The organism is Pseudomonas sp. Pseusp11 (assembly GCF_047304405.1).
Taxonomy (GTDB): Bacteria; Pseudomonadota; Gammaproteobacteria; order Pseudomonadales; family Pseudomonadaceae; genus Aquipseudomonas.
In genome coordinates, this window is the sequence record NZ_JBGLZF010000041.1 from 33,750 (window position 1) to 47,567 (window position 13,818).

General features: G+C 58.6%; 13 protein-coding genes. 5 read left to right on the forward strand and 8 right to left on the reverse strand.

Annotated features, from left to right (window positions below):
- Nucleotides 1-6 precede the first annotated feature (6 nt).
- Together ACCC96_RS24895 and ACCC96_RS24900 are read right to left on the reverse strand one after the other, a co-directional pair.
- Entirely contained in the window at nucleotides 7-1,491 is a 1,485-nt protein-coding gene (locus ACCC96_RS24895) for a DHA2 family efflux MFS transporter permease subunit (RefSeq protein ID WP_413697191.1), read from the reverse strand.
- Nucleotides 1,491-2,618, reverse strand: coding sequence for an HlyD family secretion protein (locus ACCC96_RS24900; protein WP_413697192.1), 1,128 nt, complete (start codon nucleotides 2,616-2,618; stop codon nucleotides 1,491-1,493). Before ACCC96_RS24900 ends, ACCC96_RS24895 begins: the two co-directional genes overlap by 1 nt.
- A 260-nt stretch (nucleotides 2,619-2,878) precedes the next feature.
- Between ACCC96_RS24900 and ACCC96_RS24905 the strand changes: the two genes are divergently transcribed.
- Nucleotides 2,879-3,505, forward strand: a complete 627-nt coding sequence (locus ACCC96_RS24905; RefSeq protein WP_413697193.1) for a TetR/AcrR family transcriptional regulator — start codon at nucleotides 2,879-2,881, stop codon at nucleotides 3,503-3,505.
- Nucleotides 3,506-3,513: 8 nt separating this feature from the next.
- Nucleotides 3,514-4,053: a G/U mismatch-specific DNA glycosylase gene (mug, locus tag ACCC96_RS24910; RefSeq protein WP_413697194.1), complete on the forward strand. Its 540-nt coding sequence runs from the start codon at nucleotides 3,514-3,516 to the stop codon at nucleotides 4,051-4,053.
- On the opposite strand, the gene ACCC96_RS24915 is transcribed toward mug, so the two are convergent.
- Nucleotides 3,965-4,915 carry a GNAT family N-acetyltransferase gene (locus ACCC96_RS24915; RefSeq protein WP_413697202.1) on the reverse strand — a complete coding sequence of 317 codons (951 nt, stop codon included), beginning with the start codon at nucleotides 4,913-4,915 and terminating at the stop codon, nucleotides 3,965-3,967. The two genes, mug and ACCC96_RS24915, sit on opposite strands and share 89 nt — an antisense overlap.
- 128 nt (nucleotides 4,916-5,043) lie before the next feature.
- Nucleotides 5,044-5,949, reverse strand: a complete 906-nt coding sequence (locus ACCC96_RS24920) for a LysR family transcriptional regulator (protein ID WP_413697195.1) — start codon at nucleotides 5,947-5,949, stop codon at nucleotides 5,044-5,046.
- A gap of 108 nt (nucleotides 5,950-6,057) precedes the next feature.
- Between ACCC96_RS24920 and ACCC96_RS24925 the strand changes: the two genes are divergently transcribed.
- Both ACCC96_RS24925 and ACCC96_RS24930 read left to right on the forward strand, forming a co-directional pair.
- On the forward strand, nucleotides 6,058-7,296 hold the full coding sequence (locus ACCC96_RS24925; protein ID WP_413697196.1) for an SGNH/GDSL hydrolase family protein: 1,239 nt from the start codon (nucleotides 6,058-6,060) through the stop codon (nucleotides 7,294-7,296).
- Between the two features lie 126 nt (nucleotides 7,297-7,422).
- The gene (locus tag ACCC96_RS24930; RefSeq protein WP_413697197.1) at nucleotides 7,423-8,964 is read left to right on the forward strand and encodes a diguanylate cyclase; all 1,542 of its coding nucleotides are present in this window, start codon (nucleotides 7,423-7,425) and stop codon (nucleotides 8,962-8,964) included.
- 9 nt (nucleotides 8,965-8,973) lie between these two features.
- Here the strand turns inward: ACCC96_RS24930 and ACCC96_RS24935 are convergent, their stop codons facing one another.
- The 4 genes from ACCC96_RS24935 to ACCC96_RS24950 are packed head-to-tail and all read right to left on the reverse strand — an operon-like array spanning nucleotide 8,974 to nucleotide 12,550.
- Nucleotides 8,974-9,819: a sugar phosphate isomerase/epimerase family protein gene (locus tag ACCC96_RS24935; protein ID WP_413697198.1), complete on the reverse strand. Its 846-nt coding sequence runs from the start codon at nucleotides 9,817-9,819 to the stop codon at nucleotides 8,974-8,976.
- Nucleotide 9,820: 1 nt separating this feature from the next.
- Nucleotides 9,821-11,062, reverse strand: coding sequence for an NAD(P)/FAD-dependent oxidoreductase (locus tag ACCC96_RS24940; protein ID WP_413697199.1), 1,242 nt, complete (start codon nucleotides 11,060-11,062; stop codon nucleotides 9,821-9,823).
- Between the two features lie 18 nt (nucleotides 11,063-11,080).
- The gene (locus tag ACCC96_RS24945) at nucleotides 11,081-11,401 is read right to left on the reverse strand and encodes a MocE family 2Fe-2S type ferredoxin (RefSeq protein WP_019648621.1); all 321 of its coding nucleotides are present in this window, start codon (nucleotides 11,399-11,401) and stop codon (nucleotides 11,081-11,083) included.
- A 36-nt stretch (nucleotides 11,402-11,437) separates the two neighbouring features.
- Nucleotides 11,438-12,550 carry a fatty acid desaturase family protein gene (locus tag ACCC96_RS24950; protein WP_413697200.1) on the reverse strand — a complete coding sequence of 371 codons (1,113 nt, stop codon included), beginning with the start codon at nucleotides 12,548-12,550 and terminating at the stop codon, nucleotides 11,438-11,440.
- A 183-nt stretch (nucleotides 12,551-12,733) separates the two neighbouring features.
- On the opposite strand from ACCC96_RS24950, the gene ACCC96_RS24955 reads away from it, so the two are divergent.
- On the forward strand, nucleotides 12,734-13,783 hold the full coding sequence (locus tag ACCC96_RS24955) for a LacI family DNA-binding transcriptional regulator (RefSeq protein WP_413697201.1): 1,050 nt from the start codon (nucleotides 12,734-12,736) through the stop codon (nucleotides 13,781-13,783).
- The last annotated feature ends 35 nt before the right edge of the window (nucleotides 13,784-13,818 follow it).

Here is a 13,818-nt window from a genome sequence, read left to right on the forward strand (position 1 = left end):
CGAAAACTAGTTGGTCGGAACGGGCTTGCGAAGAAAGACAACCAGTGGACTGACCACCAGCATCGCCACCATCAACAACTTGAACTGGTCGATCACCGCGATAAAAGCCGCTTGGCCGGTGATCATTTCGTTAAGCCCCGCCAGCGCTTGCAGGGACATTGGCGCGGCATGCGCAGCGGCGCGATAAGGCGTCAGATGGCTGACCAGTGCCAGGTGCATCGCTTGCGTATTGTTGAAGAAGAAAATCTGCACGATCGCAACGCCGAGGGTGCTTCCGTAAACACGCGACAGATTGAAAAATCCGGTGCCTTCCGGACGTAACTTGGGGTCGAGCGTGCTGAACGCGACCTTGGTGAGCGACGGCATCAAGATGCCGATGCCAATCCCCTGGATCGCCCCGGCAATCGCCACCGGCGACCAGTCCATCAACGGCGAATAACCGAGCATCAGCCAGTTGGCGTAAATCACCACGGCCACGCCAATCGCCACGAACAACCGACGGTCGAAACGCTCGGGAACACGACCCATCAGCAGGAATGCCCCTACCAGCCCCACACCGCGCGGTATCGTCAGCGAACCTGTCGCATCGGGTGGGTAGCCGAGGATCTCGTCCAGCATCGGCGACGTCAGTGCCATGGTCGACAACAGCACGAAACCCACGGCGAAAAAGATAATCGTCGACAGTACGAAGTTGCGGTCCTTGAACAGACGCTTGTTGAGGAAATGCACCTTCTTGCTCAACAGATGCACGGCGAACAGGTACACCCCCAACGCGCAGCCCGCCGCCTCCAGCCAGATTTCGGTCGAGGTAAACCAGTCCAGGCGTTCGCCGCGGTCGAGCAACATTTGCAGGCTGATCAACGCCAGCGTGAAGCTACCGAAGCCGAAGAAATCGAACGACGGACGTTGCTCGGCCTTCTTCTCGGCAAGCAAAAGTGCCATCACCAGGAAGATGAATGCCGACAACGGAAGGCTGATGTAGAAGATCGGCCGCCAGCCAAAATGCTCGCTGACCCAACCACCGATGCTCGGGCCGCTGACGATTCCGAAGAGCACGATTGCCGTCCATGTCGCGCCAAATTTCGCACGCTTCTCCAGTGGCAACGTCTCCATTGAAATCGCCATCGACAGCGGCGCCAGCACGCCACTCGCCAGGCCTTGGATAATTCGCGCACCGACGAACTCCAGCGGAGTCGTCGCAACCGTTGCGAGCAGCAAGCCAAGAACGAAGAAGGCCAGTGCGGCCTGATAAACCCGCTTCAAGCCATAACGCCCGGCCAGCCACTGCGCAACCGGCATAGTGATTGCGCTCGCCGCCAGGTACGAGGTGAATACCCAGCCTGCCTGGTCGTCGGTCATCGACAGGCTGCCTTGGATAAACCTGAGTACCGCATTCGGCAACGGCAGGTTCGCCGACTGCATATAGGTCGCGAGCAGCGCGGCGAACCTCAATGTTCCCGCACCTTGAGGCCCGATAGAATTGGCATTCATCAGAAGTTACCTGCGGTTAACAGCGCCTTGAGCGGATGCCACCACGACGTGTGATACCCGGTATCGACCTTGACCGTGGCGCTGGTGCCGGAAAACAGTGGCAGAGCAGGATCCACCTCATCGAGTTCGAGTCGCACGGGTACCCGCTGGACAACCTTGACCCAGTTGCCGGTCGCATTTTCAGGCGGCAGCAAGGCGAAGTCCGATCCGGCACCGGGGCTCATGCTGGTCACGTGGGCTTTGAAAACGTGATCGGGATAGGTGTCGATGCTGATGGTTGCTTCCTGGCCTGGACGCATGTGGGTCACCTGCGTTTCGCGGAAGTTGGCCTCGACCCAAATCTGCCGATCGGACAGCAGCGCAAAAGCCGGTGCACCGTTGCTGACATAGTTGCCAACCTGCAAATCGTCGACCTTGGCCACGATGCCATCGTTTGGCGCATACACCGTCGTGTACGAGAGGTAGAGTTGCGCTTCGTCCAGTTGCGCCCTCGCCTCACGAACCGTCGGGTGGTTATCGGCTTCGATGTCTGGATTGCCGTTCAACGCGACAACCGTGCTGGCGATCTGTTGTTCGATCGACGCGATGCGTTGCCGGGCAACTTTAAGGTCGGTGTCGGCGCGCTCGTAAATCGCCCGCGAGACGAACTCGGTAGCGACCAGCGCTTTCTTGCGGGCGAACTCGCGCTGATCGAAATCGGCCGACTCTTTGGCCGATTGCAGTTCAGCCTGCTGCTGGCGATAACCGGCCTTGAGCCCATCGATGCGCAGCCGAGCCACGCTCAGCTGTGCTTGCGCACGGTCAACTGCGATCTGAAACGGTTTGGGGTCGATCCGAAACAGCATCTGGCCTTTGTGAACCGGTTGGTTGTCCTCGACAGCGATTTCGACGACTTGTCCGGAAATACGCGCGTTGATCGACGCCTTCGCCACTCGGGCGTAGGCGTTATCGGTCGAAATGAACGCCTCGCCCGCTTGATAGCGGGCATAGCCCAGCGCTGCGAAGAGCACCGGCAAACCGACAATCAACAAGGGCCGAAATTTCTGCTTGAACGGTTTTTTGATGGGCGCGTCAGGCCTTGCGTGCTCGAAGGTCTGCGTAGCCGGGATGTCGAACTGTTTAGTCATGATCGAATACACCTTTAACCGGGAAATCGGGCCAGCACCTGCGAGAATCGCCTGCGGCCCTGATGGCAAAAATTGCTGTGAGAAAGCAAACCCGTGCACGGTCAGGGAGGATCGCTCCGCCGCACCGGTTTCGTCGCCGCAACACCCAGTTCGAGCTCAGCTACAACAAACCTGACGTTCAGGAACTTCTGGTTCCTTAATTTTGTGCGATGGTGTAAGAATATAGAGCAGCCCATCCCCACACAAGGATTTTGTACGACATGGCACAAAAAAAGATTACAGAGGGCAAAGGCCGAGGCCGCCCCCGCGCATATGACCCGCAGACAGCGCTGCAACAGGCACTTGGGGTTTTTTGGAGCACCGGATATTCCGGCGCTTCCCTGGACAGCATCGCCACTGCGGCCGGCATGAATCGCCCAAGCCTCTATGCGGCATTCGGTGACAAGCACGCGCTCTACATCAAGGCGCTCGAACAGTATTGGGAGTCTGCCTCCGCTGCCATGCAGGAAGCGCTTACGGACAAAGACCTGACTTTGGAGCAGGCGCTAATGGGCTTCTATGAGGGGCAGTTGTCGATCTACTTCTCGGGCGAGGGGCAACCGCGTGGCTGCTTTGCGATCGGCACAGCGACGACCGAAGCCGTCGAGGATTCTGCAATACGAGAGGTTCTTGCGGACCGGCTCAGCCGGCTCGATGCCGATCTCGAAACGCGTCTGCGCGCGGCAGTCAGCGCCGGTGAGTTGAAAGACGATGTCGACCCAGCCGCCCTCGCCGTACTCGCGTCATCCCTGTTGCATAGCATTTCGATACGGGCGCGGGCGGGCAAATCCCGCACGGAATTGACGGAGCTTGCCCGCAATGCGGTCAACGTGATTTGTGGTGTGTGAGGTGTAGGGTGGGTGAAGGACTCGAAGACATTCTCACCGAACGGCTTACGGTGATTTTTTGTGGCATTAATCCGGGCGTGACTGCCGCCGCCCAGGGCCATCATTTTGCGGGTCGAGGCAATCGCTTCTGGCGCACACTCCATCTCGCCGGTTTTACGCCTACAGAGGTGCGCCCGGAAAACGACCGGACGATCTTGCAGTATCAATGTGGGTTAACCGCAGTGGTTGATCGGCCTACGGCACGAGCGGATCAGCTGTCCGTGCATGAGTTCACCGCTGCAGCCGCGGATTTTGAACAAAAGATCGCACGCTATGCGCCACGCTTTGTGGCGTTTCTCGGCAAAGCTGCGTACAGCGCGTTGTCCGGTCAACGGGAAATTGCGTGGGGGCTTCAGTCAAAAACTTTTGGTGATGCCTCGGTCTGGGTCCTGCCCAATCCCAGCGGGCGAAATCGCGCATTCACGCAAGATCAATTGGTGGATGCGTATCGCCAACTCCATTTAGCGGCCCAGCAACCGGGCCAGGTCGAACAAAACACTGTTCGATAACCGTTGCGCCCCACTGCTGGCCCTCCTGCTCCTGTTCCAACTTGAAGCCAAAGTCTTCATACAGTTTGCGAGCCACATCCAGGCCTTTGAATGTCCACAACCGCGTCGCGCAAAAGCCCTGTTCGTCACAGAATTTCATGGCTTCAGCCAGCAAGCGTTTGCCTGCGCCCTTACCTCGCGCCGAGTCATCCAGAATGAAACAGCGCAGAATCGCTTCGCCGCCCTCGCCTTCACCGTCGATCGCGATGGAACCGACAATTCGCTCGCCATCCAGAGCCACCCAGACTTCGTTGCGTGGATTGTGCAAACGCCCCATCAACTCCGCCATGTCCGATGCAACCAGGCTTTCGAACGGCTGGCCGAAATTCGAATGCCGTGCGTAGTAGTCGGCATGCATTTGCACCATGCGGCCGATGATTCCGGGCCGGTAGCCCCGAGCGATATCCAGCTGCGCGGGGGGCTGCGGCGCTGTACCGAGTCGATGGGCTTGCAGGGCACCGGCATAGTTGGCGATGCCCTCACTCACCGCCTGCTGTTGCTCATTCGTCAGATAAACCATGGCGGCGTCCACCTGTTGCCTGGCGAACGAATCGATGGCTCGCAGGGTTTTCTTGCCCTGCGCCGTGAGTCGCAGCTTCTTGGAGCGCGCATCCTCCTCGTGTGGAATTTCTTCGATCTCGCCGGCCTCAATGAGCTTGCGCACCATCCGGCTCACGGTGGATTTTTCCAGGCCGAGAAGCTCCACAAGCTCCCCTGCCGTCAGCGAACCCCGATCCCCAATCTCCACGATCGTGTGAACAAACGAAGGCGAATAGTCCGTCGCCGCCAGCGTGGTTTGCATGAACCCCAACTCGCGCACCATGAGACGCGACGCCGAGCGGACTTGGTTAATCAGGTCTGATTGGGAATGGGTCACAGGGAGCACCTCGAACAGAACGCTTATTTAGTTGTATAGCACAACCAAATACCCGTCAAATCAAGGGCGCTCCGTCAAGGCATGAAACCAGGCAACTGCCCTACCCGTTCGGCCAGATACTGCATCAATAAACGCGTGCGCAGAGGGCGATAGCGGCGTTCGGGATAGATCAGAAAAGCGTCGTTCGGTGGGCCACTCCAGTCGGTCAGCACACGTACCAGCTGCCCGTTTTCAAGCAGGTCGCTGACCAGCCAGGCCGGCGTGATACACAGCCCCGCGCCCTGCAGAAGACCGTCGCGAATGGCCAATGAACTGTTGGTTCGATAGCGCCCCTGAGTCGTGACACTGACCTGCTCACCATGGGGGCCGTTGAGCTCCAGACGGTCGCCCGCGGTCAACCACGCAAAACGCAGGAAGTTGTGTTCGCTCAGGTCTGCCGGGCTTTTCAATGGGGAATGGTTGCGCAGGTACTCCGGTGCAGCCACCAGGTAGCGCGGTGAAGTTGCTATGCGTCGGGCGACGGCGTTCGGCGGCAGGCTGCCCCCCAGGCGCAGGGCCAGGTCGACGTTTTCCTCAGTGAGATCGACGAAACGATCATTGAGGACCAGCTCCACTTCAATGGCCGGGTACTGCGCCATGAACGACAACAGCAACGCATTCAACCGCAACACACCGAGGCTGACCGGAACGTTGACGCGCAGAAAACCTTCAGGGCGTTCGGTCAGACCACGCACATCCGCAACGGCCTCGCCGTACTCTTCCAGCACGCCTTTGGCACGCTCGTAGAAACGCTTTCCCTGTTCGGTAGGCGTCAACCCGGTGGTGCCACGAATCAGCAGACGGGCTCCCAATTGCTTTTCCAGGGCAGCAACCAGTTTGCTGACGGTGGGCTGAGTGCTGCCCAATTCACGCGCGACAGATGACAGGCTTCCGAGTTCAATGGCGCGGACAAAACAGTGCATCGCTTTAAGACTGTCCATGGGCATTCGATTCTGGAATGGGTTGCATGCAGTTTCCCCTTCTACCACACGTACTTTGAATAGACCAATCTGGCCTTCTTGATCCATTACCCCCAAGGAGACACCTGGATGAATGCCTTTCACTCGAGAATACCGTTGCCTCTTGCCTTGACTGCCCTGCTTGCCGCAAGCCCTGTCATGGCGGCGGAAAACTGGGTCACCACCTGGATGGCCAGCCCTCAACCCACCTGGGGCAACGAACTGCCACTGCCCACGCGAATTCCGGAAGCGCTGACCGATAGCACCCTTCACCAGAGGGTGCGCATCAGCAGCGGCGGAAGCCGGGTGCGGGTGGTGGTTTCCAACGAATATGGCAAGCAACCGCTGGTCATCGGTGCCGCGCGTATCGCCTTCGTTGAGGGCGTCGATCAGATTCGCGCAGGCTCCGGGCACAGCCTGAAGTTCAACGATCAGGAACAGGTCGCCCTCGCCGCGGGTGAAACGCGGATCAGTGATCCGATAGATCTGGCAGTGCCGGCGCTCAGTGAGCTTGCGATCTCTCTTTATCTGCCGCAGCACATGCCGTTGACGACCTTCCACTGGGATGGCAAACAAACCGCATTTATCACCCCTGGCAAACATGTCGACGCTCAGCGACTGGAAGGTAGCGAGCAGGTGGAGGCGCGGCTGTTTCTCAGCGACATCCTGGTGGATGCACCGCTCGACACCCATGCCCTGGTGGTGCTCGGCGACTCGATTACCGATGGCAATGGCTCGACCCTGGACAGCAATCGACGCTGGCCGGACTTCCTCGCTCAACGCTTGGCCACGCAGAAGCTCGCGGTGCTCAACGCTGGGATATCCGGGGCTCGTCTGCTCGAAGATGGCATGGGTGTCAGTGCACTGGCGCGTTTCAAGCGCGATGTGCTGGGCAAGCCCGGAGTAAAAACGGTGATTGTGATGCTCGGCATCAATGACATCAGTTGGCCGGGCTCCTCCTTCGCTCCGAACGAACGCCTGCCAGCCAAGGAACAGTTGATTGCGGGCTATCGGCAACTGATCGATCAAGCGCGCCTGAACAACATTCGCATCATTGGAACAACCCTGATGCCGGTCGAAGGCGCCCTGGATGGAACGATCGTGAAGAACTATCACAGCGCCGAGAAAGAACAACTGCGCCAGGCCATTAATGACTGGATACGTAGCAGCCACGCATTCGATGCCGTGATCGACTTCGATCTAATGACCCGCGACCCTGAACACCCAAGTCGCTTACTGCCGACTATCGACTCCGGCGACCACTTGCATCCCGGCGATACCGGCAACAAGGCGATGGCCGATAATATCGACCTGAAAACGCTGATCTAGTCGTTTGAAACAAAACGCGAAAACCCATATGGATCTTGAATTGCCCCAAGTTCGAGAATGACATGAACTGTTGGCACTGATGGAGATCAGCAGATAATGTAGTCGAAATTCATCCCAGGGGGTTTTGTGGAAAACCGCTCCGAAGACAATACCCGCCACTCCCCTTTGCAGCCGAGAAGACTGCCGGCAACAGCGATCTCCGTCGTGTTCATGGCTTTAGTCACCCTCTCGATACTGAGTATTTACTGGCTTCAAGCCGCCCAAAGTAAAGCCTATGAACTCTCGCAAGCAAAACTGGTGTCAGGCAATTTGACGTGGTCGATGGCCCAACAAGCGACTGACACGTTTGATGAAGCCAACCTGATCCTGGATGAACTGATCGACAGAATAAAAGACAACCCAAGTGCCCAACAGCTCGATAAAACGCAAAAACTGCTTAAGCGCAGAGTCTTTACCACCGAGCAGTTGCACGGCCTTTTTTACTATGATGAAAACGGCAACTGGGTCCTGACTTCGTTCGATTCGAAACCTGAAGCCCCCAATAATGCCGATCGTGACTACTTCATCTTTCACAAAAACAACGTAACCCTGTCGCCTAGAATCGGCCGGGCCATACGCAGCCGCACGACCGGCGAATGGATCATTCCGTTCTCCCGACGAGTCAACGATAGCGAAGGCCATTTTAAGGGGGTCGCGCTGGCCACGATCAAAATGGCCTACTTTGATAAGTTCTTCTCAACGTTCTCCATTGACCGCAAAGGCGCCATTTTCCTGGCCCTTCCCGACGGAACGATAATCGCCAGGCGACCTTTTGCTGAAGAATTTATCGGTGCATCGATAGCCAAAGGGGAAATATTTTCCATCTATCTACCCAAGTCTCCAGCTGATACCGTCATGATCAAATCGATTATCGACGGCGTTGATCGACTCTTCGGCTACAGGCTGCTTCAAAAATATCCGCTGGTCGTCGCTGCCGCCAATTCACGGGAAGCCATTTTTGCCGAGTGGAAAACCGGAACAATCAAGATGGCATTGATGATCGGTGCAGTGCTGCTGGTAAACCTTCTTGTCGGCCTCTTGCTCATCAAGAAAATACGTTACGGCGTCTCGGTAGAAAATCATTTGAAGCAGACCCGGGCAGCCCTTGAAAAACTGGTATTGCAAGATGCCCTCACCGGACTTGCAAACCGACGCCACCTCGAAAACAGCTTGCAACAGGAATGGCTTCGCGCGGCAAGACATCAATCTCCGATCAGTTTGATAATGCTCGACATTGATTATTTCAAAAGCTTCAACGATCAATACGGGCATATTGCCGGCGACCATTGCATCGCTTCCGTTGCGCAGGCAATCGCGCAATGCATTCACAGGCCATCCGATTTAGCCGCGCGGTACGGTGGCGAAGAGTTTGCAGTATTGCTACCTGATACAGATGCCGAAGGTGCCTACTCCATTGCCGAAGACATCAGGATCGCGGTGATGAACCTTGCCATCGCACACGACGGCAACCTGGCCAAGCGGGTGACCGTCAGCTTGGGGGTTTATGCCTGCGTACCGGAGACTGCCGAATATATGCACCTGCTGACACAGGCGGACTCGGCACTGTACCTGGCGAAACGCTCAGGCCGGAATCAGACTGCCTGCTTGTCTTTGATCGAGGCCGGATAAGGCTGTAAGTCAAGATGCGCAAGACCGTTCCTGGCAGTCATTCCAGACCTCGCGTATCAATTCCTTAAGCATCAACGCCTCGGCCCAGCGGTCGGTGATGTCGCGTCCGTCGGCCCCCGTGATGGCATAGGGTGGCGGGCCGAGTTCACAGGTGAAGGACAGGCTGGTGGGCGTGTCCGGTCGGGCTAGCCAGTTCTCGATCCCATAGCGCCACCAGCCCAGGAAGCGCTCCAGCCAGGGTCGATGCTGGGCGAAACTCAAAGGCACCTGGACCTGTTCGCTGTTGGCGACACGGCCGTGAACCCCCCAACTATTGCGCAGAATGGTCTGGATCTGTTCGTCGTCTTCAGCCGCGGCCGGCTCCGGCAGTTCGCGACCCACGACATAGTGGGACAAGTCGGCCAACAGTTTGAGATCGGGCATTTGCGCGAGAATGTCGAGGGTGAACAGCAGATCACTGGTGAGGCGATAACGGTGGGTTTCCAGCAGGATCGGAAAGTCCACCTGCTCTGCCAGTCGCTGCCACCCCTCGATCAACTGGATGGCTTGCGCCAGCGTGCGTGGCCGGACGTCGGCTTGCAGCGTGAGATGGTGGCAGCCGTAGCGGGACGCGACGTCGATCGCTGCCGCCAGATCATCCACGGTGCGGGGGAACACCTGTCCTTCGATTTGCAGGCCCTGCGCCTTGGCGGCTGCATGCAGGCGTGCGGCATGGTTCGCCACCCAGAAATGGTCGGTGATTCCGTCGAAACCGGCGGCGGCGATTTTCTCCAGTTGCGCTTCCAACGCAAGTTCGCATTGGCCATGGTGATCTTGCATGGCCCAAAGGGACTGGAAGACCAGGAATTCACGCATGTCAGTTCCTCAGCAGTTGTTTGAGCGATACTTCGGCGTCGGCCAGAGCCTCTACCGAGAGGGGGTTATGCGAAGCGATCAGTCGTTCGCACAGCTTGATGTCCTTGGCGACGCTATTGCCCTGGCCCCAGCCGCAAGCACCTTGCAAACGCTGCTCGGCATCGAGGTAGAACAGCAGGAAACCGTCGCCCGGGGTTGTCCGGCTTACCGTGGGTTCCGTGTTTGCAATCACGCCTACGGTCTGCAATCCCCAGTCGTATTGATCGGACCAGAAACCGGGAACGACCTCGAAAGGCAACTCGCCGCCCAACAGATTCAGGGCGGCGTGACGGCCCTGGGTTTCGGCGTTGCGCCAGGTTTCCTGACGCTGGAAACCGCCTTGCGGGTGCAGCCGAAATTCACAGACATCCCCTGCCGCAAAGATGTCCGGCGCGCTGGTGCGCAATTGGGCATCGACGCGAATGCCTTGGCCGACCTCAAGCCCGGCAGCCATGGCCAACTCGGTGTTGGGCTGCATGCCGATGCCCACCACCACCAGGTCACAGGGCAGCAGTTGGCCATCGACCAGTTGCACCGATTCAACATGAGTAGTGCCCTGCACCGCCTCGATCGCCACGTTGAGTCGGACATCCACACCCTGGCTGCGATGCAGTTCCAACAGAACGCTGGACAACCGTTCCGGCAACACCCGCCCCGCCAGACGCGGCCCGGCTTCGAGCAAGGTCACCGTACAACCCAAGGCTCGGGCGGTGGCTGCGACTTCGAGGCCGATGAAGCCGCCGCCGATGATCACCAGTCGGGTGTCGGGCCGCAACGAATTGCGCAGTGTCAGCGCCTCGTCATGGCTACGCAGATAAAGCACATTGCGCAGATGCTCGGGCACACAAGCAAGCCTGCGCGAGCACCCTCCCGTCGCCAGCAACAATCGGGCGTAATGCAACCAGCTGCCGTCGGCCAATTGCAGACGATGCTGGTGCGGGTCCAGGCCTTTTACCGGGTTGCCGGCCAGGTGTTCGATGTCCAGTTCAGCGAGCCGAGCGCTATCGCACAGGCTGTAGCCCGCCAGATCGACCGTGCCCTGCAGCAACCCTTTGGACAGCGGCGGACGTTCATAGGGCGGGTGAAACTCGTCACCTATCAGGATCAGGCGACCGCTATAACCTTCGTCGCGCAGGGTCAGGGCCGCGCGGCCACCGGCATGCCCGGCGCCAACAATGACCAGTGGAGCATTGGCAGGACTCATGGCACAGACTCCGTGCAGTTAAACCGTGATGGCGAGCAACACACGCCCCGCCTCGACCCGGACTTCATAGGTCTTGAGGTTGACGCACACCGGTGCGCCGAGGGCTTTGCCGGAGCGGTAGTCGAAACGCCCGTTGTGCTTGGGGCACTCGATGACGTGCTCCATCACCAGGCCATCGGCGAGGTGAATGGACTCGTGGGTGCACAGGCCCGCCGTGGCGAAAAACTCGCTGTCGGCGGAGCGGTAGACGGCATAGGTGTGCGGGCCATGATCGAAACGAATGACGTCTTCTTCGTTGATATCGCCCACGGCACATACATCGATCCATTGATCGGTCATGGCATTTTCTCTGGTAGTGGTACAGGCAGGAAGGTGTCAGGCCGGCGTTACTTCAGGTTCTGCCTGGACGGCGGCGGCCGATGCTGCGCGTTGTGGCAAAGGACGACAGACGAAATGGCTCGGGTCTTTGCGCTGCCTCCAGATAGTCGGGATGATTTCCTTGAAGGCCTCGGACAGGCTGCCGTAAGGCGGCGGGCAGTCGCGGCGGATCTCTTCGTGAAGCTGCGCCAGCGCATGAAAAGGCACCATCGGATACATGTGATGTTCCAGGTGATAGTTCATGTCGAGGTACAGGAAACGCAGCAGTCGGTTCATGTAGATCGTGCGGCAGTTGCTGCGGTGATCGAGTACGTCTTCCGCCAGGCCGACATGCTGCGAAAGGCCGAACAGGTAGGACAACCAACCGCCATAGAGGGTCGGCAGACCGATAAACATCAGCGGCAACCAGCTCTGCAGAAAAAGCGCCGTGCCCACGGTAAGCCCATAGATGACCAGCCAGACGCGTGCGTCTCGCGCCACTTTGGGCCATTCGGATTCGGGGATGAAGGTCTGCTCTTCTTCACCCATGCGCCCTACCGCATGCCGGCAAACTGACCCCATCGTCTTCAACGCGTAAGGCATTCTGAACAGACTCAGCACCATCATGATCAGACTCGGTGGACGCGGCTCGACGATTTCCGGATCGCGACCAACGATGATGGTGTCGGTGTGATGCCGCGCATGACTCCAGCGCCAGACCTGGGGTTCGAACATGAACATGAAGCTCGACAACTGATAGACCGCATCATTCATCCAGCGGGTCTTGAACGCCGTACCGTGACCCGTTTCGTGCCAACGGGCATTGGACGCCGTGCCGTAGAGCAGCCCATAGACGAAGAAGAACGGAACGCAGGCCCAGGAGCCCCAGAACCAGTAGCCACCGAAGCCGGTGATGACCATCGCGGACAGCCAGATGGCGGTATCACGCAGGGCCGGGCCATCGCGACGCTGCATCAATTCTTTCATGCGTTTGCGGGAGATGGGCGATTGGTACCACGTTGCCGATACCAAACCTTTTTGCGCCGCTCGGGCGGCTTCGGGACCGGTCAATCGATAATCCCTTGGCACGGGATTATCGGTTTTTTCAAAGGCTGCGTTGTGTTCGGGCATTTTATTGTTCTCCGCAAGCTTGATGGTTTTAAGCACTTGCTTTCGATGCGGGATGGCATCGCTGGAGAAAATATAGAGAGCGCACAAACCACCCTCAATCCCTTGAATACATTCCCTATCAAGCTATCATCCAGGCCCATTGCAGCTTGATAGTTTTCTATCAAAGCGACTCAAGGGCCCACCATGAACAACAAAAAACGCCCCACCATCGCCACCGTTGCCGAGCACGCTCGCTTGAGTGTCGCCACCGTGGACCGGGTGCTCAATGCCCGGGCTCCGGTCAACCCGGCCACCGCCGAGCAGGTGTTCCAGGCCGCCGAAGCCGTCGGTTATTTCGCCGCCCGGCTGATCGGCCAGCGCATTCGCGAACGTCGTCCCAGCTATCGATTCGGCATCCTGTTGCTCGGTACCGCCCAGGCGTTCTATGCCAACGTTGCCACCGCCATCACCGAGGCAGCGCAGCGTCAGGCCGGCGCCAATCTGAGCTGCCAGTTCGAATACGTCTTCGATCGCACACCCAGCGCGATCATTGCCCAGATCGAACAACTGGCCGTGCAGTGTGATGGCCTGGCGGTGGTCAGCTTCGCTCACCCGCAGATCAATGCCGCCATCGCGCAGATCAGAGCGGCGGGCGTGCCGGTGATCGCCCTGCTGTCCGACATCCACGAGGCGGCAGAAGAACCTTACATCGGTCAGGATAATCATGAGGTCGGGCGCACCATGGGTTGGCTGCTGGCTCACACCTGCGGTGCACGCAAAGGCAGCGTCGGCGTATTGCTCGGCGGCCATCGTTTTCTTGGTCATCAGGCTCGGGTCGAGGGGCTGCGCAGTTACCTGGCGGAGCGCGCACCGGGGTTGCGGCTACTCGAAGCGGTGATCAACCTGGACAACTGCGACGTCACCGAAGAGGCGACGCTGGAACTCCTCGCGCGCCATGCTGACTTGCGAGGGCTGTGCGTGGTCGGCGGTGGCGGCGACGGCATTATCAGCGCCCTGTCGCAGCTGCCGAAGCGGCCGTCGCTGTGCTGCATTTTGCAGGAGTCGACCGAGCTGTCGCGACAAGCCCTGGATCAAGGGTTGATCGACCTGGTCATCGACTCACAGCCGCGATTGCTGGCGGCCGCGCTGGTCGACTTGCTGGTCGAGTTGCAGACCACGCCGGACTTCGATCCGCTCCGGCATCGGGTGCATATTCCGTTGCAGATCATTACCTCAGAGAACGCTAGAAGCTGACAGTGAAACACTGAACCTGTGGCGAGGGAGCAAGC